Origin of the sequence: Tannerella forsythia 92A2 (genome assembly GCF_000238215.1) — a bacterium.
GTDB classification, from domain to species: Bacteria; Bacteroidota; Bacteroidia; order Bacteroidales; family Tannerellaceae; genus Tannerella; species Tannerella forsythia.
This window is the reverse complement of record NC_016610.1, coordinates 1,365,402-1,389,677: the sequence shown is the minus strand read 5'-3', so window position 1 is coordinate 1,389,677 and position 24,276 is coordinate 1,365,402. Positions and strand designations below refer to the sequence as shown.

Annotated in this window: 16 protein-coding genes; 4 read left to right on the top strand and 12 right to left on the bottom strand. The window is 47.7% G+C overall.

Translation table 11 applies throughout. From position 1 onward, the window contains the following. Positions 1-209: 209 nt before the first annotated feature. The 4 genes from BFO_RS05640 to BFO_RS05625 all read left to right on the top strand — a co-directional run bounded on the left by BFO_RS05640 (position 210) and on the right by BFO_RS05625 (position 8,652). Positions 210-4,286: a hybrid sensor histidine kinase/response regulator transcription factor gene (locus BFO_RS05640; protein ID WP_014224673.1), complete on the top strand. Its 4,077-nt coding sequence runs from the start codon at positions 210-212 to the stop codon at positions 4,284-4,286. Between the two features lies 1 nt (position 4,287). After that, positions 4,288-5,556 (top strand): S-adenosylmethionine:tRNA ribosyltransferase-isomerase, encoded by a 1,269-nt coding sequence (locus tag BFO_RS05635; protein ID WP_014224672.1) that lies wholly within the window; start codon positions 4,288-4,290, stop codon positions 5,554-5,556. 36 nt (positions 5,557-5,592) lie between these two features. Continuing rightward, the gene (gene porE, locus BFO_RS05630; RefSeq protein ID WP_046472643.1) at positions 5,593-7,584 is read left to right on the top strand and encodes a PorE family type IX secretion system protein; all 1,992 of its coding nucleotides are present in this window, start codon (positions 5,593-5,595) and stop codon (positions 7,582-7,584) included. 132 nt (positions 7,585-7,716) lie between these two features. Continuing rightward, positions 7,717-8,652 (top strand): IS1595-like element ISTfo1 family transposase, encoded by a 936-nt coding sequence (locus BFO_RS05625; RefSeq protein ID WP_041590710.1) that lies wholly within the window; start codon positions 7,717-7,719, stop codon positions 8,650-8,652. Between the two features lie 262 nt (positions 8,653-8,914). Here BFO_RS05625 and BFO_RS05615 read toward each other — a convergent pair whose 3' ends face one another. The 12 genes from BFO_RS05615 to BFO_RS05570 all read right to left on the bottom strand — a co-directional run bounded on the left by BFO_RS05615 (position 8,915) and on the right by BFO_RS05570 (position 24,131). Continuing rightward, a complete protein-coding gene (locus tag BFO_RS05615; RefSeq protein ID WP_014224668.1) occupies positions 8,915-10,264 on the bottom strand; it encodes a RagB/SusD family nutrient uptake outer membrane protein in 1,350 nt (449 codons plus the stop codon). 13 nt (positions 10,265-10,277) lie between these two features. Then, entirely contained in the window at positions 10,278-13,613 is a 3,336-nt protein-coding gene (locus tag BFO_RS05610) for a SusC/RagA family TonB-linked outer membrane protein (RefSeq protein WP_014224667.1), read from the bottom strand. Positions 13,614-13,649: 36 nt separating this feature from the next. Then, positions 13,650-16,211 carry a zinc-dependent metalloprotease gene (locus BFO_RS05605; protein ID WP_244262959.1) on the bottom strand — a complete coding sequence of 854 codons (2,562 nt, stop codon included), beginning with the start codon at positions 16,209-16,211 and terminating at the stop codon, positions 13,650-13,652. Between the two features lie 838 nt (positions 16,212-17,049). Then, on the bottom strand, positions 17,050-17,220 hold the full coding sequence (locus BFO_RS15570) for a hypothetical protein (protein ID WP_014224662.1): 171 nt from the start codon (positions 17,218-17,220) through the stop codon (positions 17,050-17,052). An 84-nt stretch (positions 17,221-17,304) separates the two neighbouring features. Continuing rightward, positions 17,305-17,667 (bottom strand): hypothetical protein, encoded by a 363-nt coding sequence (locus tag BFO_RS05600; RefSeq protein ID WP_041590708.1) that lies wholly within the window; start codon positions 17,665-17,667, stop codon positions 17,305-17,307. Between the two features lie 24 nt (positions 17,668-17,691). Then, a complete protein-coding gene (locus BFO_RS16625; protein WP_385993635.1) occupies positions 17,692-17,928 on the bottom strand; it encodes a peptidase associated/transthyretin-like domain-containing protein in 237 nt (78 codons plus the stop codon). Positions 17,929-18,727: 799 nt separating this feature from the next. Next, a complete protein-coding gene (locus BFO_RS15565) occupies positions 18,728-18,883 on the bottom strand; it encodes a hypothetical protein (protein ID WP_155642412.1) in 156 nt (51 codons plus the stop codon). 11 nt (positions 18,884-18,894) lie between these two features. Further along, complete coding sequence (locus BFO_RS15560; protein ID WP_140230680.1) at positions 18,895-19,068, bottom strand: class IIb bacteriocin, lactobin A/cerein 7B family; 174 nt, start codon at positions 19,066-19,068, stop codon at positions 18,895-18,897. Positions 19,069-19,134: 66 nt separating this feature from the next. Further along, positions 19,135-19,473: a helix-turn-helix domain-containing protein gene (locus tag BFO_RS14400; protein ID WP_140230679.1), complete on the bottom strand. Its 339-nt coding sequence runs from the start codon at positions 19,471-19,473 to the stop codon at positions 19,135-19,137. Positions 19,474-19,495: 22 nt separating this feature from the next. Continuing rightward, positions 19,496-20,803 carry a TolC family protein gene (locus BFO_RS05580; RefSeq protein ID WP_014224657.1) on the bottom strand — a complete coding sequence of 436 codons (1,308 nt, stop codon included), beginning with the start codon at positions 20,801-20,803 and terminating at the stop codon, positions 19,496-19,498. Next, positions 20,800-22,959: a peptidase domain-containing ABC transporter gene (locus tag BFO_RS05575; protein WP_014224656.1), complete on the bottom strand. Its 2,160-nt coding sequence runs from the start codon at positions 22,957-22,959 to the stop codon at positions 20,800-20,802. Before BFO_RS05575 ends, BFO_RS05580 begins: the two co-directional genes overlap by 4 nt. Before the next feature lie 14 nt (positions 22,960-22,973). Further along, positions 22,974-24,131: an HlyD family secretion protein gene (locus tag BFO_RS05570; RefSeq protein ID WP_014224655.1), complete on the bottom strand. Its 1,158-nt coding sequence runs from the start codon at positions 24,129-24,131 to the stop codon at positions 22,974-22,976. Between the last annotated feature and the right edge of the window lie 145 nt (positions 24,132-24,276).

Genomic DNA, 24,276 nt, shown 5'->3' with positions numbered 1-24,276 from the left:
GAGACTGCACGAACCCTCGTTTTGTAAAGCCTCTTCCCAATCATTCGGAGAACAAAGGTAGGTTATTTATTGAAAAAATCAATCACTCGTATCCGGATTGAAAAAGGATAATTACCATGAGAAAACTCTTGCCAAGACCAATAAACCGTTGTATCTTTGAAACGATTATTTAGAATAAAAGATAAAACGATTGAATAAAAACGTTGTTTATGCGATACTCCTTTCACAGTATTCCTTCTACGTTGCTTTGCTGTGTTTGGCTGCTGTTTTCGGCAGGCCTCCTGACAGCTCAGAGAAACATACCCGTACAGTTGCTCGGGCCGGAGAAAGGACTGAGTCAACGTTCCGTTTTAACGATACATCAGGATAGCTTGGGATTTATCTGGGTCGGTACGCGCGACGGGCTGAACGAATACGACGGGAATCGCGTGAAAATCTATCGGCATGTTTTGGGCGATACTTGCAGCATCGCCGGCAACCATATCAACGACATCGAAAACGGAGAAGGCGGAAATCTTTGGATCGCGCACGACAACGGCGTAAGCCTTTTTGACCGGAAAAAAGGCGTTTTCAGGAATTACAGGATGGGCGGCTCGCCCGACCATGAGATACGGTCGTTGTCGGTGATCGACGGTCGCGTCTGGGCAAGCGGCTGGAGCGGGATTTATCTCTACGACAAGTCAAGCGATCTCTTTTCGAAGCCCCGGAATTTGACGGAAGACGCTCGCGTGTTCGACACCTCCGTATCGAAAATCGTGGCATCGCCCCGAAAAAACGAGTATTGGATTGCGACGGCTACCCGTGCCTTTTTCCGCTACGATGTTTCGGGCAATCGGACGATGCGCTATTCCTGCGCCTCCGGAGCGCCTGTGCTGTTGAACGAAAACGAACGGATAGAAGACATTCTTTTTCATCCGAACGGAAGAGTCTATCTGGCCGCGTACAGAAGCGGTATCTATGAGTGTACGCTTTCGGGGGAGCCGCTGCGTCGTTGGTCTTCTTCGGAAAAAGGGTCCGGGTATTCGCCTTTCGACAATGTCCGTTCGTTGGCTCTGGCACCCGACGGAAACGTATGGATCGGGAGTTTTCAAGGGGTCGGGCTGCTCGACCCGAACACGGGTACGGTTACCGGAATCAATCTCCTGAACGGTTTCGATAAGGTGGAAAACGCCTCCATCCGCTCCCTGATGTTCGATAAGAACGGCTCTTTATGGATCGGTACGTATCACGATGGCCTCTACCTCTACGACAACTACCTGTCGCGCTTCCAAACGCATCCTATTCCTGCGGACGGCACTCAGATCGTAAGCGCTTTTGCTGATAAAAACGGATCGCTGCTCGTAGGCACCGAAAACGGTTGCCTGCTGGAGTACGGCGACGCAGGAGCTTCGCCAAAACGTACGGAATTGAAAGACGCACGGGGAAATCCGATTGTTATCAAATCGTTGTATTACGACGAGGAGAGCGATGTGTTGTGGATCGGCACATTGAGAAACGGGCTCTACCAGATGAAGAACGGCCGGGTAGTATCTGCCGGACTGGAAACGTTGGGAGTCATCAACGGCATCGGGAAAGCCTCCGGACATGGCTTGTGGCTGCTTTCGGACCGGGGAAGCGGATTGAACCGATACAACCCGGTTAGCGGGCGGACGGAATCTTTTCCTATTCGGGAGAAGCTGCATCCCGTCATCGGACGAAGCAAGTGCATGCACTTACTGCCCATCGACTCCGTAAACTACCTGCTTGCCACAATCGGCTCGGGACTGATTGCCTTTGAGAACAGACCCGGAGGCAAGGTCGAAAAAGTGCTTCCCGATATCCGGCAAGTGAATCACACGCTGCTATTGAACGATACGTTCTACGTGAGTACGAAAGGCAACGGGCTTCTTCTCTTAGACAGGAAGCTGAGAGTCATCCGGCATTTTACCGAAAAAGAGGGTTTGCAGAACAACACCGTTTTCGGTACCATCTCTTTCGACAACCGTGTATGGGCCAACTGCATCAACGGCATCTCCCAATTAACGGCCGACGGCGGCTGCATCAACTATCATCTCCGAAACGGATTTCCTCTGTCCGAAATAAACGAAGGAGCCTGTTTGCGAACAAGTCAGCCGGCTTCTCCCTTCGTTATCGGAGGTAAGGACGCGTGGATTTCGTTTCATCCGAAGAACGTTTATAAGAATCTTTACAAGCCTTCGGTCTATCTCTCGGCCGTTAAAATCAATAACACGCCGATAGCGGAGCTGTCCGGTTTCAGCGGTATCGATATGTTCGATCCGGGAGAGATGCGCCTGAAATACGATCAGACGACCGTCACGTTCGAATTTGCCGGATTGAACTACCTGATGCCGGAAAACAACAGTTACAAATTCAAGCTCGACGGTTTCGACGAAGGCTGGCGATATACCAGGCCGGATGGACGAGCCGAGTACGGAAAAATCCCCGCCGGGAAATATACCCTCACGGTTCACGCGGGCAATAACGACGGCGTTTGGAGCGATCCTCTGACGGTTCCGATTATCGTTTCTCCCCCCTGGTGGCTTTCGGGCGAAGCAATCGTGTTGTATATCATTCTGTGTCTTGCGGCCGTCTGGGCGATTGTGGCCAATATGCTGAGGAGAGCGGAGCTGAAACACCGTATTCGTCTGAAAGAGCTCGAACGGCAGCAGATTGAGCAAATACACAACATGAAAGTGAAGTATTTTACCGACATCAGTCATGAAATACGTACGCCGCTGATGCTGATTTTGAATCCTGTGGAAGAACTGTTGGAGACATCGTCGCTTCCCCCTGACGATCGCGGAAAAGTCTCGACTATACAGTATTACGGCCGACGCCTTCTGCAATTGGTCAATCAGTTGCTGGACATTAACCGGATCGAGCTGGAGAAAGAGCATCTGGATGAAACGCCGCTTATGCTGAAGAACTTTCTGGAAAATGTAAACGCCGCGTTTCAGTCGGTGGCTGTGAAGAACGGGGTTGTCTGGAAGACGGATTTGTCCGTAACGACCGACAAGCCGCTGTGGATAGACAAAGATAAAATCGAGAAGGTGCTGCTGAACCTGTTGTCCAACGCCTTCAAATACACTCCGAGAGGGGGATGTGTTTCGCTTCGGGTGCAGATATCGCCCGAAGATCAAGAGCATTGCGGCCTCTTGATCGAAGTATCGGATACGGGCAGCGGCATTTTGCCCGAAGAGTTGCCTCATATTTTCGACCGTTTCTTCAAAGGGAAGAAAGCGCACAGTGCCGGAAGCGGCATCGGGCTTTCGCTGGTGAAGAGAATCGTCGAAGATCTGATGAAGGGAGAGATCGACGTTCTCAGCGCACCGGGCGAGGGCAGTACGTTTACGGTTAGGCTGCGGGGCATCAGACTGAGCGAGGACTTGCCCTGTTCGACGTCGGAAAGTTTTGTGCTGTCGGTAGAGGTGCTGTCGGAGCTGGAAAAAGAGGAAGAGGAGGTTGTTTCGACCGACACCTCGAACAGGAAAAGATACAACGTACTGCTGGTGGAAGACAACATCACGTTGCTGAATACCCTTTCGCGCAAACTAAACCGGTCGTTCAACGTGTTCAATGGGGTTTCGGCCGAAGAGGCGCTCGAAATTCTGAAAGAGACGGACATCGATGTGGTGGTGTCGGACATCATGCTGCCGGGCAGAACGGGGAAGGAGCTCTGCACCGAAATTAAATCGAATATCCTCACGAGCCATATCGCGGTGATTCTGCTCACAGCCGTGCAGCAGCAGGAGATTAAAATGGAAAGCCTGGAACAAGGCGCCGACGGTTATCTGACCAAACCGTTCCCGTATAAAGAACTTCATCTGCGTATCCACAACATCCTGCGCCGGCAGGAGCATTTGCACGAGCTTTACAAAAGAGACGCGCTACCCGAGAAAGAGAAAAACCGCCTGAATCCATACGATCAGGAGCTGATGAGGCGCATCGATGAGCAGATTGAGAAGAACCTGTCGAACGAAATGTACTCGATTGAGAACCTGAGCGAAGACGTTGGGCTCAGTCGTGTACACTTGTATCGGAAGATGAAGAAGCTACTGGGGGTTTCTCCGTCGGTATATATGCGCGACTACAAGCTCAAAAAAGCCGCTGCGATCTTATCAGTCGAGGATATCCGCATCAACGAATTGGCCTATCGCGTAGGTTTTCAGGACGCCAACTATTTTCTCAAATGTTTCAAGGAGAAGTTCGGCATTTCTCCTAAAAGATATTCCTCCCCGTCTGCCTCTTTTTCGGAAAAGAAAGAGAAAAAGAAGTGGGAAGGATAAGATGTCATTTCTATCTTTTGCCATGAATTTCGTACTTTTGCCTCCCGAAATGATGGCACCTCAACACATACATATCGACGATTATGCCTATCCGCTCCCGGACGATCGGATAGCCCGATACCCGTTACCGCAGCGAGACCGGTCGAAGCTACTCGTCTACCGCGGCGGACAGATCGGCGAAACGGTGTTCAACCGATTACCCGATGAGCTGCCGTCCGACGCTCTGCTCGTTTTCAACAATACGCGTGTCATACGGGCAAGGCTACTCTTCCATAAAACGACAGGCGCACAGATCGAACTCTTTTGCCTCGAACCGGCTGAGCCGGCCGACTATGCACAGATTTTTCAACAAACGGAGCAGTGTAGCTGGCATTGCCTCATCGGGAACCTGAAAAAATGGAAAGACGGCACGCTGACTCGTACGGTATACCTCGGCGAGGAATCCGTTCGACTGACAGCCGAGCGGGAAGAGACACACGGCACGAGTCACCTCGTGACTTTCCGGTGGGATGATTCGCGCTATACGTTTGCCGAAGTGCTCGAAGCAGCCGGGATACTGCCTATCCCTCCCTACCTGCGGCGCGAGACGGAGCCGACCGACCTGCAAACGTATCAGACCGTCTATTCGCGTATCAAAGGTTCGGTGGCCGCCCCTACGGCCGGATTGCATTTCACGCCCGAGGTGCTGGCCGAATTAGATGCCCGCGGCATCGGGCGCGAAGAGGTCACGCTGCATGTAGGAGCCGGCACGTTCAAGCCTGTCAAGAGCCCAACGATCGGATCGCACGAAATGCACACGGAGCATTTCGCCGTCAGTCGCCGGACAATCGAACGCCTCATAACCGCGTCAGGGCCTGTAATTGCTGTCGGTACTACGTCGGTACGCACACTCGAAAGCCTCTATTACCTCGGCGCCCGACTCTCAATGACAGGGCTGACCGACCACGCCAACCTTCCGACCGTTGAACAATGGACTCCCTACACAGAAGAGGTGCCTGGCATCTCCGCCCGCGAAGCGCTACAACATCTTCTGGATCATCTCGATCACCAAGGAGTCGACCGGCTCGTCGCGGCCACCCGGATCATTCTTGCGCCTGGCTATGAGTTTAAGATCGTACGTGGTATGATTACGAATTTCCATCAGCCGCAAAGCACGTTGCTGCTGCTCGTCTCAGCCTTTGTTAAAGGAGACTGGAAAGCGATCTACGACTATGCGCTCGACCACGACTTCCGTTTCCTCAGTTATGGCGACAGTTCGCTGCTGTTATAACACAATAAGATGTATGCTGATCCGTTACCCATTAAGATGATTCGCTTTTTAAAAAGATATAACGTGCCGCTCGGGCTGGGATGCCTGCTTCTCGGGATACTTATCTCGTGCAAGACGGTCAAGCTCAAAGATGCCGAAGAGAAACAGCGCCTCGGCGAATACCACAGTGCGGCCGAAATGTATCGCAAGCTCTACACGAAATCGAAGCCCGAACAGAAAGACTTGCGTGCCTACATCGCCTTTCGCATGGGATACTGCAACCAACGCACCAGCAACACGGCACGCGCCATCAGCGCCTACCAAAATGCACTGCGTTACGATTATCCGGACAGCATGCTCTTCCTTTACCTCGGACAAGCATATCAAAAAGACGGACGATACGGCGATGCCATCAAATACTACCGTACGTATCTGGCACTCGATTCGTCCGACACACGCGCCGCCAACGGCATCGCAGGATGCGAAATGGCAACCGGATGGCGCGAACGACCGACACTCTATCAGGTGGCACGGATGGATATCTTTAACTCACGCCGCAGCGAATTCAGCCCCATGCTCTACGGCGAAAAGTACGACCAGCTTTATTTCTGCTCGTCGCGCGGAATTGTACACAAAGACTCCGTCAACGGTATCACCGGACTGAAGAACAACGCCCTTTTCGTTTCAGGCAAGGATGAAAACGGTACATGGCAGAAACCCGTTGAGGTAACAGACCCTGTTACGACGGCGTACGATCAGGGTACGCCCTCGTTCTCGAAAGACGGATTGACAATGTACTACACCTACTGTTCCGAAGATGCCGTTGACCCGCGTACCTCCGAGATTTACGTCTCTTCGCGCAGCGGAGCCGCCTGGGGCAAGGGACAGCGTGCCAACATCGTCAAAGATTCGATCACGTTGCTGGCGCATCCGGCTGTCTCGCCCGACGGCAAATACCTCTATTTCGTCGCCGACGCAGTGGGTGGATACGGAGGAAAAGACCTGTTTCGCACGCGAATCACCGGAGAAAACGGCTTCGGCGGAATGGAAAACCTCGGCCCCTCCATCAATACCGAGGGGAACGAGCTGTTTCCCTACGTGCGCGATTCGGTGACGATCTATTTCGCTTCCGACGGCCATCCCGGCATGGGCGGACTGGACTTGTTCAAAGCCACGCTCGACAGCACCGGACAATGGATCGTCACTCACATGGGCGCCCCCATCAACTCGGCAGCCGACGATTTCGGCATCACTTTCGAGGGTGACAAAGAACGCGGATTCTTCTCCTCGAACCGAGGCGATGCCCGTGGATGGGATCATATCTACTCGTTCGAATATCCAACGATTACGATACAAATCGAGGGTTACGTGTCCGATGTCGAAGAATACGCGATTGAGAACGCCGTCGTACGTATCGTGGGGAAAGACGGCCTGAACATGAAGGTACCCGTTAAGCCCGACGGATCGTACAAAGTGGAACTGGCGCGCGATGTCAGCTACGTGATGATGGCCGAAGCGCCCAACTTCCTGAACCAGTACTTTGAACTCAAAACGAGTGACGAAGAGAAAGATGAAACATATTACGTCGATTTCTTCCTCTCGCCCGTCGACAAGCCCGTGGTGGTTGAAAATATCTTTTACGACTTCGACAAAGCCACCCTCCGTCCCGAATCGAAAGAAGCGCTCGACCAACTTGTCAAAATTCTTAACGAAAATCCAAATGTCACGATCGAGCTGGGAGCCCATACCGACCGCAAAGGTACGGAGGCATACAACGAAAATCTGGCACAGCGCCGCGCCCAGTCCGTCGTCGACTACCTGATTGAATCAGGTATTGATCCCGATAGACTTACCGCTAAAGGATACGGCGAAACCGTACCCAAAATAATCACCGCAAAACTTACGGAAAAACATCCCTTTCTCCCTGAAGGAACCATTCTAAATGAAGCCTTTGTCAATGCCCTTTCGCCGGAGCAGCAGGAAGTAGCTGATCAGCTGAACCGGCGTACCGAATTTCAAGTGACCGGACTCGATTACGAGCTCCGATGACCCACTGCAAACAGGGAACATATCGTTCTTTTTTGTTTTATCTACGCTTTCATTAACGGTATCTCTAATTAATTTAAATGAATATCCGTATATTTGCCCAGAAATAATTATCTTTGCAAAAAAAATAAGGCAATGACACTGATCGATTTTTTATCTCACTTTCCAGACGAAGAAAGCTGCAAGCAAAAGTTTAAGGCATATCGCGACCAAGTAGGAGTTGTTTGTTCCAAATGCGGAGGCACGGATCATTATTGGAAAAAAGACAAGGAGCAATATGAATGCAAACACTGCCAAACGCGCACCACGCTAAAAAGTGGAACGGTAATGCATAAATCGAAACTTCCTTTTCGTTATTGGTTTATAGCCATGCATCTGCTCACGTCAACGAAAAAGACATTTTCGGCCAAAGAAATCCAACGTCAATTGGGACATAATCGTTATCATCCTATTTGGCATATGGTTCACAAACTTCGCGAGGCCATGGGTAAAAGAGATGATGAATATGTCCTTGCAGGTTGTATAGAATTGGATGAAGGTTATTTTTCCACAGAGATGAGTCAAGAGGAAAAAGATAAACCCTTGAAGCGTGGACGTGGCAGTCAAAAGAAAAGCAAAGTTTTAGTAATGGCAGAAAGTGAAATGGTTGAATTTCCGAAAACCGGTCAAAAACCACGAAGAGTCGGCTATTTGAAAATGAAAGTAATCGATGACTTGAAAAAAGAGACCATTAATGCAGCGGTTCAGCAGTTAGCTTCCGGAGCTAATCAAATCGACACGGATCATTCTACCTCTTATGTGGAATTGAAAGACTTTGTACCTAGACACAACTCTCAGGTGATTCCCAAAGAGAAGGTGGGGGAAGCCTTGCCTTGGGTTCATATCGCCATCAGCAATGCCAAGAGACAGTTGATAAATACGTTCCATGACATCAAGCCCGAATTCTTACAAAATTATCTCGATGAATTCTGTTATAAGTTTAATCGAAGATACTGGGGAGAAGCCCTCTTTGGAAGATTGCTCGTAGCTTGCGTAACCTATAAAAATGAGTTTAGGTATAAATACGGATAATCATATTATTTTATATTACTGTCCGGTAAAATGTGTATCTTTGTTCATCGCTACTATGGTTTATTTTGGCAGAAACAAAGATCACTAAAAGGGCTGGATTCCAAGCGAGGAATTCAGTCCTAATTTTTATTGTTCAAAAAATTTTAATGGACAGCAATAAATTTCAATCGAGTAGGAAGAAAACGAAACGGTTTTCTTCCTACTTTCAGAAATGTTTTATCATCACACGAATATCGTATGCTCTCACAGCCCGCTTGTTTCATTAATTGTTCAATCCCGGATTGGCACTGATGGCCTCTTTGGGGATCGTCAGCGTATAACGGGCATCGTCTTGTTCAAGAATATATTGCTTTCCACCAAGTATTTTTTGGATGCGGGGACGGGTAGTACGGCGCAGGTCGAACCATCGGTGCCCTTCGATGGCCAATTCACGCTCGCGTTCGTCGAGTATTTCAGTAATCAGTTCGTCCTGCGTCATGGCGCTCACAGCCGTTTGCTTTGTCCGGTAAGCATCCGGAGTATATCGTTTCTTCATGAGGGCGAGCAAGCGAAGACGTGCCTGCGACAAGTTACCGAGATGTGCTGCCGCTTCAGCCGCATTGAGATAAAGTTCTCCCGTGCGAAACGAACAACGGTATTTGGTTGAACCGTCGGTCTTAAGTATGGGATACTGTCCGTTGGCATCGATCGCACCGAAATATTTGTGCACACGCAAGTCTCCTAACGTGTCATACTTGTTGATAAGAGCACTCGTAGCACGTACGGCACGGATCGTAGAGGAGGAGTAGATCATCTCGCAGGGAGTGATCATCTCGACAGACCGATAATAGTTAGGTAACATGGCGTCGCTCCGGTTCAGGTCTTCAAGCTCCTGTTTCTTCTGCAGTACACGCTCTGCCGCATCGTATGCTTTTTGCCATTCGCCCATGTAAAGGTGGATGCGCGAATCGAGAGCGTCGACCGACAGCGTAGAGAAACGATACATGTGAGCCGAATCCCATGTTTGTTTTGTGATAAGCGTGCGGGCCTTTTCGATATCGGCCAAGACAGATTCATACACGTGCGCCAGTGTACTGCGCCCCAAGACGGATTCCAAGTCGAGGTCGAGCTTGACCGGTACAGCCTTAGTCTGCGGCGCACCGCTTACAGTATACGGCTGCCCGTAGAGGTTTGCCAAAAGAAAATGCAAATAACCGCGCATGAGGTATGCTTCGCCTGCAAGCTGAAGCATCTCCTCTCCGTTACCCTCTTTCATACGGCTCTGTCCGTCAATGATCGCATTGGCATAGTAAACAGATTCATAGTACTTGGCCCAGCCGAACGGTTGCGTAGCCGCTCCGTAGTTGACGTCTATCCATTTCTCGATGTCACCGTAGTTGTTTTGATCCAGCTCATCGCTGCGTACAACAAGTCCGTCCGTACGCATATCCGTAAGACTGCGGTCGATAAACTGAAACTGATAAGCCGTCGTCATCAGTGCGCGGTATTCCGCCGGTGTTTCGGGGATAACTTTTCCTACGGGACGTATATCGAGGAAACGGTCACATGCGGAAAACATCAGTACACCTGCCGCCAGAAGCATTGCCGTAAATTTTTTTATCGAATTTTTCATATATGACATGGCGTTAAAAGTCGAGATTAAAGTTGAATGTAATCGATTTGGGGATCGGGGTAGCATAAAGATTGCCCATAGATTCGGGATCCATATAGTTCTTATAGCTTGAACCGAAAACGAGCAGGTTACGCCCTTCAAGGGCCAACGTAGCCCCGCTGATGTGTAGCGGGTGCAGGAATACGGCCGGCATACGGTATGCCAGACGTATGTTCTGCAGGCGTATGTAATTCTGCTTCTTCACCCAGATACTCAAATTACGGTAAATATCTCCGCGATTATCGATCAGACTATAATCGGCGGGGAAAGTCTTACGTGTGAGCAGAGCCGGCAATGTGCCGGTCGGGTTGGCCGGGGACCATCGCTCCAGAATATCACGGTTCACATTATGCCCCGGGTCCTGTCCTACGATTTTGTATGAGGGCGAAGTGCGTACGTATGCGCCCAGATGATACGCGAAATTGACGCTCAACTCCCAGTTATGATAAGTGAACGTGTTCATGAGGCCTCCCGTATAAGGAGCATCAGACGAACCGATATATTTATAAAAGGTACGTTCCTGTACCGGGGTGGTTTTAAACTCATAGAAGCCGGTGCCCGTCGGATCTGAAGCGCCGTAGAGTTCTTCCAGCGTTACGGCCTTTCCTTCGGGATTGGCAATGTAGATACGTCCCGTCTGCGGATCGATACTTTTCACTTCGAGAGCGAAGATCGCACCGACCGGATATCCTTCCAAGCCGGGTGTCGTCTGATTGTCGGGTACCATCTGTCTTAACACTTTGTTCCTGTTATAGGCAAAGTTGAACGACGTATACCATGAGAAATCTTTCGTCATAATGTTCCGTGTCTGCAAATTGACTTCTATCCCCCTGTTCTCCATGCTGGCCCAGTTGATGCTCATACTGGTGAAACCATTCTCGAGCGGGAGCATACGTGTGCCGATAAGATCGGTCCCTTTGCGGTAATAATAATCGATGCTCAGATTGATGCGCTGTTCGATGGCGGAGAAGTCGACCCCCAGGTTATAGGAAGCGGTTTTCTCCCATCTCAGCTTACTGTTGGGCGCGTCGGAGATGGTGATGTTCTCTTCTGTCACCCCCGGCAAGATGGAGATATTTTCATACCGTCCTATCAGAAATGGAGAAGTGTTCTTATCGATATTCCCCTGCAAGCCGTAAGAGAGACGAAGCGCCAAGTTATCTATCCGGTCATAAGACTGTAAGAACGCTTCGTTGGAAATCCGCCACAATCCGCTCACGGAGTAGATAGGCAGGTAACGGTATTTCTTATCCACGCCGAACAAGTCAGAACCGTCCATACGTACACTTGCACCGAGGATGTAACGTTTCATAAGCGAATACGACCCGTTGGCAAAGAAAGAGGCGAACGCGTTTTCCTGATAGTTTTTGGTATAAAGCGGATATGCGCGCGCCTGTGCTTCGTCGCGAAAAATAAGCGGCTTTGTCGTCAGCGTTCTGGGATTGTAACCGTAACCGTTGACCGAGTGATTGTCGTATCGGTTTTTACGTATTTCGGAACCGATCATGGCCTGCACATCATGACTGTCAGCAAAGGTGTTTTTATATTCTCCCAGCGTCTTCCACATTATTTGAGACATGGTACGGTCTGTTGTTTTGTGCATACCTCCTTCGGGGAGCAAGTATTTGTTCGTCTTGCTGGCGTTATCCCAGTAATGACTGTTGATACGTGCGTTGCGCATGCTAAATGTTTCTTGCCCCACATAGCGTTGTTGTTCATATTGTTCCCACTGCACCCCCACCTGTGATGAGAGCTTCCAATGATCGCCGAAGCGCAGTTCGGCATCAAAGATCGAGTTGATGGCCGTCGTCGTGGCCTCGTCACTGCTGTTGGCCCGTTCTTCAAAGATATTGAATCCCTGCTTCAGGTCGCGCGTGTTTCCGGTTGCGATATCGTAGTCATACAAATAGCGGCTGTCAGCGCTGAAAGGTGCAAAATAAGGATTGGCGATGCGCGAATAGTAATTGGGGTTGGAGAACCCGTACGTATCTGTTACGAACGTATTATTTTTCCTGCGGTTCACGAAAAGCGAGAAGCCCAATTTCAAGACCTTGCTCAACCGGTAATCGGTTTTACTTGTGAGGTTGAAGCGGTCCATGCTTACGGCAGGTACATTACCGTTCTCTTTCGTATAGCCGAGCGAGTTATAATAAGTAATCTTTTCTGCTCCTCCGGAAAGGCTCAGGTTATACTCTTGCGTAAAAGCGTCGCGATACAATATATCGTTCCAGTCGGTATGCACCGTTTTGAGATTATTGATTGCCTGCTGCGCCTCCGGTGTCAGACCGTTCCAACCGTTTTTCCGATATGCCTCGAGAAGGTTATAGCGGGTGAGGATGGCAGCGACCCCTCCCTTGGTGGCATATACCGGCACGGGAGAAAAAAATACTTCATCATCGGGCTCTTTCATCAGTTCCAGCTCCAGATCGACTTTTTCTTCGGAACGGAGAAGATTGAGGCGCGAAGTGTTAAGGTTCGGCATATACGTAAGCCGGGTATTGAAGTTGATCACGGGTTTTCCGCTGCGTCCGCGTTTGGTCGTAATCACAATCACGCCGTTGGCAGCACGTGCGCCGTAGATCGCTGTAGCTGCAGCATCCTTGAGTATCGTGATGCTTTCGATATCGTTCGGGCTTATACCGGCAATAGCGGTTTGCCCCATATTGATAATATCATTGTCATTACTGCTGCTTATTCTGGGGATATCCGTTCCTTCCAGCGGCATACCGTCCATCACCCACAATGGGTCTTGCGTGCCGTTGAGCGAAGCCGTACCGCGTATCCGGATACGCGCCGGAGCGCCCGGGCTGCCGGTCGTATTCGTTACCGAAACACCCGCTATCTGTCCGGCAAGCGCCTGGTCGATACTTTTAGCTGCGCCGATAACAGCCTCGGATACATCTATTTTGGAAACAGCCGCCGTGAGCCGGCGACGTTCCACCGTCTGGTAGCCGGTGACTACTACATCGGCAAGCATATGCGTACCGGACTGTAACACGATACGGTAGTCGTTACGCCCGTCCTGCAAGAGCAAAGACTCCTCCTGATAACCGATGTAAGTAAAGACGAGACGACGCACCTCATCAGGCACGGATATTGAAAAATTTCCGTTCACATCTGTGATCGTACCAAGCGTGTTCGACGAGATACCCGCTTTTTTCAGCTCGTCCGAAGGGACTTGTATCGACACGCCGACAAGCGGCTGGTTATCGTCTCCCGCCAGTACGACCCCCGTAACAACACGATTGGCTGCGTCGGCAGCAGTCGACAAGATGAAGCACAAAAATACATATAAAAATCCTTTGTTCATAAAAATATAAATTACGTTCTGTTTATTACCGGTCTGTCAAATCCCCAACGCCGTGTTGATGCGGAGTATCATATCTTCATAATGATAGCGCACGGCCGTATCGGCCATACCGAGGCGTTTTTGCAACAATGTTTTTATGCGCAAGAGTTCTCCGCGCTTTATCGAGATGGCGTCTGAAATACGCGTAAGTTGCGCACCGTAGAAGTTAAGCGTGCGTGGTGCTCCCACCCGGTTTATTTGACGCAGGCAACGCTGTTCTTCATCGGAATGCTGACATAACGACGGTCGGCCGGCAAGTAAAAAATGATCTTCCGAGAGATGCTTATTTATTTTCACCGCCTCCGGTTCGGCGGCAGCCGTTAGTAAGGCATCAAGGAAATTTTTCTGCAGCGAACGCTCCATCACGTCGGGTGATACGCCACGTTCGGTGGAGGCAAAAATATGTCGATGGAGGGCGTCCATAAGTTCTACCGTCGTATAGGCCTGTTTGCCGTTTACAACCTCATTTTCTATCATGCGCATCAGGCGGTTGTTGCCCAGCAGGTCCCACAAGATATAAGCCTGTGCGTTTTTAAGTACTTGTGTGGGAGCATTCTCCTGTATGCCGAGCGGTGTAGAGCGCAACAGGTACGTATATTTGCCCACTTCCGCATCGAAGAGCCATCGTGGATAAGTAAGTACTTCATCCAGCAGGAAACGTACGGAGGCAGACTGCTTCTCCTTTTCCACAAACGTAAAAGTCTTCGTCCCGTCACCCACCGTCGTATTTTCCATATAGATGCCGCCGATATTGGCAAGAACATGATACAGATAGCTGTTCCACTGGTTGATGACCGCATAGTAGAGGCGAGACGCGTCAGCATAGGTTTGTTCCTTTTCACCGGTCGTCGTCCATTCGATTATATGAGGAACGATCCGTTTAAGGTTAGCGATACCCAGCAGCGAAGAACGCACGGGATCGTCGCCTAAGTCCTCATTTTGTGCGCGTGGGTCTACAGCGTCCCGTATGTCCTGCGCTTCACCATACTTATACAGACGCCCCGTATGCCGACTCAGGAAATCGGCTAAAAGTTCGCGCTCTTCTTCGGGGGTCTCTTTGCCATACCAGCGATAACCGTATTCGATGGCAAACTTATCGTACGGACCGATATGCGGAGAGAGGAGACTGACGCCGTCTTCCGGCTGTGCCACATAGTTAAAACGCGCATAATCCATAATCGATGAACTGGTAGAGTGCATGCGGCCGGTGAATCCCGGCGAACGCAGCGAGTCTGTAGGGAAAGCCCATGAGCCCATCATGTTATGCCGTAATCCCAACGAGTGACCCACTTCGTGGCAGGCAACGAAACGGATGGCATCGCCCATCAGCGAATCCGGCAGAGGTGAGCGGTGGGCCTCAACGTTTACGGCACCGGTCTGCGTAGTGATCCACTCGCTTACCATAGAAATGACGTTATGCCACCACATAATGTCTGCCTCCAAGATCTCGCCCGAACGGGGGTCGAGTAACGATGGACCCATCGCATTTTTTTTCTCCGATGCAGCGTATGTAAGTACCGAGTAGCTAACATCGTCCATATCCACGATCATGCTGTCGGTAAGGTCTCTCGCCACAATCGCATTTTTAAATCCTGCCTGTTCGAACGCTTCCTGCCACTCTTCTATCCCCTGCTTGATATAAGGACGCCAACGGTGCGGAGTAGAACGGTCAATGTAAAAGACGATGGGTCGTTCCGGCTCTACGAGTTCACCGCGCAAATAGGCTTCACGGTCGGCCGGCTTGGGCTCCATTCGCCAGCGGGTGATGTAATGACTTTTCTCCGTACGCTGCTGCGCGTCGCCGAAACGCTGAAGCGATGTGATAAAATACCCTACCTTAGGACTCCCGAAGCGACCGGTCATCTTCCGTTCCGGCAGCAGCAACAGCGATGAGCTGACTTCGACGGTGACGTGTACGGTCGTCGTACCTTCGACAACACGTGTGGTAAGTTCGGACATCGCGACAATATTATCGGGGAACGACTTGATCTTTTGTATGCGTGACAAATCCTTAACGGCCGATGTACCCAGATTTATGTTGGTAAAGACGTTGTTGATGCTCGTCTCGGTTCCGTTGTATATATCATTGACCTTGATGACGACTGCCGTCGAATCGTTCTTTACCGCTTCTATGTTAAAGGCGGCGATAAGCGGCGAGATGAAATTGTCCGCTACCGAACGGTGTATCGCATCTTCCTGCGGTGAATCGGGTAGTGGGCGTTGCTGCCGAAAGAGTAACTTGCCCGCACGCTTGTCCCACTCCATGCGCACCATCTGATTCTCATAGTTCACGCCGCGGTTTACGCCGGCATCGTTCAACTCTGAGGGGACGCGCTGCAGCTTGTTCACAACAAGCATATCACGGCCGAGCAGCCTAACGGGTATCTCAAAGTAATAATCGTTCTTCTTCTGATAAACGATAAACATACCCTCGCTCCGACAAGCGTCTGCCACCAGTTTCTCATAGTCACTTTTCGTCTCCGTTGCAGCCGTTTTCTTCTTCTTTTTTCTGAAGAAATCAAATAAACCTGCACGAGGAGCAGCTGTGGCAGCCGACATCCTCGACGGCCCTGCACCTAAATACATACCTGTCATAATAACAAGCATAATACATATAATTCTTTTCATCTGACCATCGTCCTTTTCTATGTTTTGATCATTTATTTATCGGTTGACAATCGAAATGCAGGCAATATGCTTATATTGTGGTGGACAACATCTCTACTGCCTGACGCACAAGAGCCGCAATCAACACGATTATAAAAAATATAAAAAATAAACGCACAAAGATAGAAGCGTTTTCGATCAGATGCAAAAAAAATTCCATCTATCGCGCTTAACATACCGGTGTTCACCACGCACAGTATGCAAACGCATAAAATCCGTATAGTTCTCTGTCTTAAAATGATCGATCTGCAAAACAGAAGCAATATGAATGACAAAATCGGGAATCCTATGCTCTGTACAAGATAAAGATTCCCGATATTCAATTAAACATCTTGTGTCAACCTCTGATTGACAATCAAAACATCACATTTGCAAAGCAACAATAACTAAAAAAAACAAACACTTGAAAAGCTATTTATTTTCCGTCTGTTTTTTTCGTACATAAATCAATATCGATAGCAAGATAAGCGCTAAAATTAATACATTCTTCATAATATATCCGACACTCATAAACGGATAGTCTAAAATGAAGAGGAATATAATAGCAGCAATGCTTAACACATTAGAAATCACACTAACTTTTTTCATTATTCTTCCAAAGTTAATCTTTACTTAATTGGTAGCAGAAAAAAGCAATTATAGCGATAACAAGCTCTCCTCCAGAGATATTCTCCTGCTCTGTAATAGTTAATTCTTCAAACATAATTACAAAATATCAAATTATTTTAGTTCAATTTTGTGCAACACCTAATAGATAAAATGCCCCACCTATAGGACCAAGCAAAACACATGCCAAGCCAAACTCCCAATAATGAAATTTTCCATCTCCCCCATTCACTTCTTCCATCTCTTGAGCATTAAGCTCTGCTACTCCGTAGGTAGCCCAATCAAAATTTTTCATGTTCGTTCAATCAAGAACAGAACATGGACTATCGCAATCTGTTTCTTTCGAGACAACTATTTAAAAATCATACGATAGAACGATCTATCTATTGACTTTCGTTGGGACGGCACATCGGCTGATACATTTTTGGATGAAATAAGTGGCAACTGTGCTAACCAGTATGGCAACAAGACGGATTACAAAAAATCCGAAATCTCCCCCTATCACATTATAGAGTACCGTTGAGAAAGCAATAATTAATACGACCTTTCCAAAAGAGTATTTGTTACTGATACCATAAAGAAGACACGCTCCCGTAGGGATAAAGAAAAGGCATTCAAGCGTATCTCCTATGTATAAATCCTCAATTTGATGTGCTTCGACGTACGGTCTGTATATCCATGCCATCAGTATCCCGATAATGCCAATAATGGCTCCTGCAATAATATAATTCTTTTTCATCATGTTGTTTATGTCTAAAAATTACAGCTATAAATTTGTAACAGCTCGCGAGCCGAAAGATTCGTAACGATGACTTCGTTCAGTGGTACATCGGCGAGAACTAATCGAATGAACAAAGTAAGCCTGTCTTGCGCTATGGGTATGGCGGCCTGTGTTTCGTACACGATATGTCAGCGTATCGCCTGTTTCTGGCAGCCGGAGCCGGAATTGCCCGTCGGAATTCGTAACGGTTCCTCTTTTCGCCTGTTTGAAGAAAAGGCTCACGTTCGGAAGCGGCCGGTTATGCTCATCTGCGACGCTCCCCGTAATGACCGAACGAGGTTGACCGCACAGCAGCGTCGGCACGAGAAAAAGCGCCCAAAGAACAGCCCGTAATCGTTTGGAAAGGATGGTAGAATAAAACGCGATTCATAATGGAATACCGCTGAGAAAGATCATCTTAAATCAATGCGTTGTTTCATTACTGGATTTGTTAATATAGAGAAAGTCTCTTCATTCCAAAACAGCAAACAATTTGGTTTGATATGTTTTATAGTAAATCGAGTAGGAAGACGTTTTCCTCCTACTCGATTTGGTTTGTATGGTATAAGGCTATCTTACTCTTTCCATATGTCGTCTCCTGCATTATCATTTACACAAGATTGCTTAGAGAAAAGTACCTTTCTTCTACAAACATTTGGTTTGATGACTTTTTCATATATCACAATGAATATAAGAGCAATCACCGAAGCCAAGATGTCATAAATATCGAAACTTGTCCCAAAATTCACAATATGGAGCGATTCATATATAACGGCCAATGCAAACACATACCATATCGATTTCCAAAAAGTATGGTTCAGAAAGTATTTAGACATCAGATAAAGCATGAATGAGCCCCAGAAATTAGGAAATGTATAAAGCAAATCTTTCAAGAATCGACTGTCTGAATATTGAATCGCATAAGGACGTAGATAATGCCTGTATATGGCATATATAACCACCATCAAGAACAAAATACTCAATATACCAATCTGCTTCTTTCGAGACGAATATTTAAAAATCATACGATAAGTCTTGTTTATTACCACCATCCCATATCTTTACCGCAATAATAAATTCCGCCCAAGGGTCCCATCAATGCTATCCCAACAAGTCGCCCTGCTATGCGAGCACCGTTCCGAGAACCTGTTTCACCTCCATTTATCTCAACCAATTCTTCTAAACTTAGTTCTTTCATGATCATTCAGTTTATTTGTTACCTAAAAAACCATCTACGAAATCCTCAGGATACTCTATTGAGCTAATGATTAAATAAGCCGCGACAGCAGCCGCTAAAGCGCCCCAAAATCCCCCATTCACTTCTTCCATCTCTTGAGCATTAAGCTCTGCTACTCCATAAGTAGTCAATTCTGAATTTTTCATTGTTTTAAAATTTTAAATTTACAAAATAAAGTCTTTCTGCAATCTCCCGAATTGTGCACCATTCGTTTAATCACAACACAAAAGTACATCGCTTCGGTGCAATAAAATTGCACTCGGTATTTTTTTGATAAAAAATCCTCCGGAAATCCGCCTCTGCTCTTTTTCGTCAAGGGAGCAGCATTTGATTACGATCTGAAAATCGAAGTCATTGGCGTAAAAATACGTACACCGTACTCTGTCATATCGTATCTCTGCACCTAAATCCCTCAGTTCGTCCAACACATTGAAAAACTGTCGGCGACAAAGATGCAGGCGCTCGGCAAATTGCTGTGGGTCTCCCGTTGCCTCGTGCTGTATCAGACCGTGCATGCGTTTGGCTCTGTCAATGGTTTCAAATAATTGCATAATCATCCTTTTTTGATCGTTTCTACCTGATGGATTGGTCGGCATAAAAATCCAATATCTTTTTCCGCAAGGCAAATTCATATCTGGCCTGTGCCTGTTCGGAGCGACTATTCGCCAGTTTCATTTTTGCTTCGTTATATTCGTATACGGTACTCTTTCCCGCTTGATATTTTTCTTTTGCATAGCGTAATGCCTCACTGTTGGCCGCGACGGAGTGGCGGGTCGACTCGTAGCGCTCGTGTGCGGAGAGAGCATCGTACCACGTCTTTTGTATTTCCTTATACAACGTTTTTAACGCATTGTCTGCGGCAAGACGGCTATCCTCCCGTTCTTTTTGTGCTGTGCGTACGGCATTCCTGGTCGTCATCCGGTTAAATAGCGGAATACGGAGCGTGAGGTATACCGTTTGCTGCATATTGTTTTTAAACTGTATGTCTAATGGCGGATTATTGTCATTATTGTGATAATATCCGCTACTTATTTTTGCGGCCAATGCTAAGGACGGATAATAACCGGCTTTGGCTATGCGAATAGCGCTTTGGCTGCTCTCAACAGCTGTACGGGCGCTTTTGATCTCAGGCATAATCTGTTCCGATACGGCAAAAATCTCATCCGGAGATACGGCCAAAGGCATGAGGGTATCGAGCGCAACAGGCACGATGTCGAAACCGGCGGTATCGCGTAGCTCAAGTAACTGAAGCAAATTGATCATGGAGAGGCGAAGTGTATTCGCTGCTTTGACCGATGCTAATTCGTCATTTGCCAACTGTGCCTTGACAGTCAACACTTGTGATTCCGCTACTTTGCCATGTGTAGCCAGCACCCGTGTCATTTCTTCCTGTTCACGCGTCAATATGATCTGTTCGTCGGCTATCGCTGCAATCTCCTTATCGAGCAGAATCTGATAATAGCAGATGGTAACTTGCAACGAAATATCATTCCGTACTTTCTCTAATAATTCTCGATTTATTTTTAATTCTAACTTTTGCCGTGCGATCGAATGCATCGTTTTAAATCCGGAGAACAGCCCCACTTCTGTGGTCAAAGAAAATGAACTTGTTTGTGAGTTGACATCCGTATACGTATTATCACGGTTCAGCGAACGCCCGAAATCAAATTGCTGTGTTCCGTTCAAATTCAGGTCCGGCAACCGGCTGTACTTTTCCGTCTCGACCCGAATGGCCTGCTTGTCCAACTTTACCTGTTGGCGTTTGATATCCACATTGGCATGCAGAGCTTGTTGTATGCATTCTCCTAATGTGTACGGAGCTTGCCCATACAGTAAATTTCCTGACAACAGGCACAATACAAGAAAAACCATGCTTTTCATACCATGCCGTATTGCTCGTTCCACAACTTTCGGTAAATACCGTCCTCATGTATCAACTGCTCATGCACCCCATGCTGAACCACCTTCCCATCATCCAGCACAACGATCGCATCGGCATCTCTGACGGTGCTCAGTCGATGAGCAATCACAATAATCGTCTTTCCTCGTGTCGCCAGACTTTTCAAGGTCTGTTTTACAAATTTCTCCGAAACCGAATCGAGCGAAGAAGTCGCTTCATCAAATATTAAGATTTCCGGTTCTTTGTATAACGCACGTGCAATGGCCAGACGTTGCCGCTCTCCCCCGGAAAGCGATGCCCCATGCTCGCCGATATACGTCATATAATTCTGCGGTAATTTTTCAATAAACTCCTTTAAACCTAGTTGCTCCGCCAAGTCGATGATTCGTTCCATATCCGGATACAAATCTCCGAGCGCGATATTTTCGGCAATACTTCCGGCAAATAATTCGATTTGCTGAGGAACAGTACCAACGATCCTGCGTAAACTCTCGTTCGTAATTTGGGCAATATCGAACTCTCCGATGCGTATCTGTCCGTCTTGTATCGGATAGATATGCTGCATCAGTGAAATCAGCGTTGTTTTACCGGAGCCGCTTTCACCGATAACGGCTGTTGTCTTTCCTTTTTCTATTTTTAAATTTAACGACTCGAAGACCTTCTTTCGGGAACCGTAACGAAAGGCTACATTCTCGAACGAAATATTGCCGATCATCTCCGGTGTCAGCTTGATTTTCTGACTATTGTCGCTTTCTCTCTCCAAATCCATAATCTGAAACAAGCGATCTGCCGCAATCAACGCATCCTGTATGGTTTGGTTCGACGTGATCAGCGAAGAGATCGGAGACAGTACATATCCCACCAATGAATAGAACAGCATCAGGGCACCCGGCGTCAGTTCCTGATCGATCACCAGTACGCTACCTGTCCACAACACGGCAATCGTCACTCCCGTAGAAATAAATTGAATGCCACCCTGTGCCATAATAGAGCCATAGATACTGCGGAACGTGTTCTTTAACAGATGGACAAAGCGCGTCTCGGTCTTCAGATTGGCATACTCTTCTATCCCGAACCGTTTGATGGTCGAAATGGAGTTAATCGATTCGACTAACTGTGATTCAAGATCGGCAGCGCTTTCCATAATGCGGCGCTGGTATTTACGGTTCAGTCGGTTGAATCCCCAGAACACAAGCAGGAACAGAGGGGCTGACAAGAGGGTAACTACGGCGAGCTTCCATGAATACACAAACATCAGACAGGAGGTGAAGAACAGGATCATCACGTTCACAGCCAGATCGAGTGAGACATTGTTGATAAAAGAACGAATCTTTACGGCATCATTCACTCGCGATATGATTTCGCCTACGCGCATCGTATCGAAAAATTGCTGAGGGAGGGTCAACAGATGTTTATAATATCCGAGAATCAATGCGGCATCGATACGTTGACCGGTCTTTAAGGCCAGAATACTCTTCATCGCACCGATAAACGTTCTCAATAAAAGGACGGCAATCATGATTATTCCCATCAGATGCAACAGGTTCAAATTCTTATCTACTAAGACATAATCTGTAATCTTACCGACGTAGATCGCTGTAGAAAGTCCTAATATACTATATACAAGAGCGCCGAAAAGAGCTTGAAGCATGACGCTTTTATGTGGCGCAAGCAAAGCAATGAATTGAGAGATGATGCTCTTCTTCTCGTTTCCACGCCGGAAAGACTCTTCAGGCTCCATAATAACCATAACCTTTGTCCATTCTTTATTGAACTCCTCACGCGTTTTTTGATGCATGCGCCCGTCTCCGGGGTCCATATAGGTAACGTGTGTCTTCGTTACTTTATAGACTACGACATAATGTTGTAATTGTTCTTTGACAATAACATGGGCAATTGCCGGTTTGGGTACGATATCCAAAGCCTCCGGAAGCGCACGGACCCCCTTGGCCGATAAGCCGAGTTTATGCGCAGCTTGAGTAAGCCCAAGCACATTCGTTCCTTTTTTGTCTGTGAAAGCATACTGCCGGATACGTGAAACGGGAAAACGTAATCCATGGTAAGCACAAACGGATGCCAGACAAGCCGCCCCACAGTCGGTTATATCATGCTGTTTAACTTTAATTCCTCTTTTCATTTGTTTTTTTATGTTTAATCGTTAGATACTTGTTTATACCGGGCAGGATTTACCCAATCATCCATCTTCTGGTAAAGCAGGTCGAACAGGGAGCGACGGGTAATCATAAAATGAGCACTGACGGTCATTCCTTTCTTTAACTTACCGGTTCGTCCGTTCTTCAGTTGCAGGTAGTCTCTGTCCATCCCACATTTCACCTTATAAGAAGAATGACCTTGTTTATCCGTCATAAAATCCGACGATATATCTTTGACCGTACCACCGACCGTACCCCATTCGTTATAATTGAACGATTCTACTTGCACAATCACCGGCATGCCCAAACTCAGATAACCGATATTCCTTGGGGTCACATACACCTCGAAATACAGCGTAGAGTCCGGACTTATCACGGCGAGGGATTCTCCGGCCCGTATGCTGCTGCCGCGATATATCCCGGAGAACTGATCTAACGTTCCGCTGACCGGGCTCTTGACGAAATACATCTCCTTATCTTTTATTTCCTGCTTTAGGGAAGTATGCATCTCGCTATGTGAGTTACGGAGTGCGTTCAAATTTGCTTGCCATGTACTCATCTGATTTTCGATGAGCGAGGCCAACTCGTTCTGCTGACTTTTGTAGCGGTAGAGATACTTATCGTATTCTTCTTCGGCAATGACTTTCTTTTCAAACAGGGATTTGTTGCGGAGATATTCTTTTTCCGCCTGATCCAACGAAGTCTCTAACTCATTCTTCCGTTTGATATAATAATGATATTCCTGCCTGCGTACAGGCGATTGAAAAGAAGGAGGACACGCTCCTCTTGCCAAATAAGTCAAATCGCTTAGTTGTTCGGCGTAATCGCTCAGGCGGTTCGATTGATAGGCTATCTTATAATCCGAACTGTTTGTACGGAATCGCAACAAAATATCGCCTTTCTTCACTTGTTCGCCCTCACGGACGTAGACGGAATCGACCAGTTCTGTTACAGGCGACTTGATCTCCGTTTTTTCCGCAACAGGCCGGATGATTCCCAACCCCTGTACCGATATATCTACATAAATAAACGGCAGAGAAGCTAATGCCACTGTCACAGCCGCCAATACGACCCAGTAAATTTTTTGAGACGTTGTTGTATGTTTATAGATATACGTCTCAATACTATTCTCAATAAACTCGTTCGGTAACAACATAGCTTCTGTCTTTAAATTCTTACGACAAAAGTATATGGCGAACAACTGAAGCTATGTTATCATCATGTTATTTTTACGTTAACAAAGCAGGGGGCTAACCGATACCGGACAACCAAAAGAGGATGCGTCAAAACATTACATTTTG

Coding starts and splice junctions, on each gene's coding strand:
- BFO_RS05570 (WP_014224655.1), bottom strand. CDS start 24,131: ATGTTGTTACCGAACGAGTTTATTGAGAATAGTATTGAGACGTATATC.
- BFO_RS05635 (WP_014224672.1), top strand. CDS start 4,288: ATGTCATTTCTATCTTTTGCCATGAATTTCGTACTTTTGCCTCCCGAA.
- BFO_RS15565 (WP_155642412.1), bottom strand. CDS start 18,883: ATGAAAGAACTAAGTTTAGAAGAATTGGTTGAGATAAATGGAGGTGAA.
- BFO_RS15570 (WP_014224662.1), bottom strand. CDS start 17,220: ATGAAAAATTTTGATTGGGCTACCTACGGAGTAGCAGAGCTTAATGCT.
- BFO_RS05575 (WP_014224656.1), bottom strand. CDS start 22,959: ATGAAAAGAGGAATTAAAGTTAAACAGCATGATATAACCGACTGTGGG.
- BFO_RS14400 (WP_140230679.1), bottom strand. CDS start 19,473: ATGCAATTATTTGAAACCATTGACAGAGCCAAACGCATGCACGGTCTG.
- BFO_RS05580 (WP_014224657.1), bottom strand. CDS start 20,803: ATGAAAAGCATGGTTTTTCTTGTATTGTGCCTGTTGTCAGGAAATTTA.
- BFO_RS05605 (WP_244262959.1), bottom strand. CDS start 16,211: ATGTCGGCTGCCACAGCTGCTCCTCGTGCAGGTTTATTTGATTTCTTC.
- BFO_RS05640 (WP_014224673.1), top strand. CDS start 210: ATGCGATACTCCTTTCACAGTATTCCTTCTACGTTGCTTTGCTGTGTT.
- BFO_RS05615 (WP_014224668.1), bottom strand. CDS start 10,264: ATGAAAAATTCGATAAAAAAATTTACGGCAATGCTTCTGGCGGCAGGT.
- BFO_RS15560 (WP_140230680.1), bottom strand. CDS start 19,068: ATGAAAAATTCAGAATTGACTACTTATGGAGTAGCAGAGCTTAATGCT.
- BFO_RS05610 (WP_014224667.1), bottom strand. CDS start 13,613: ATGAACAAAGGATTTTTATATGTATTTTTGTGCTTCATCTTGTCGACT.
- BFO_RS05625 (WP_041590710.1), top strand. CDS start 7,717: ATGACACTGATCGATTTTTTATCTCACTTTCCAGACGAAGAAAGCTGC.
- BFO_RS05600 (WP_041590708.1), bottom strand. CDS start 17,667: ATGATGAAAAAGAATTATATTATTGCAGGAGCCATTATTGGCATTATC.
- porE (WP_046472643.1), top strand. CDS start 5,593: ATGATTCGCTTTTTAAAAAGATATAACGTGCCGCTCGGGCTGGGATGC.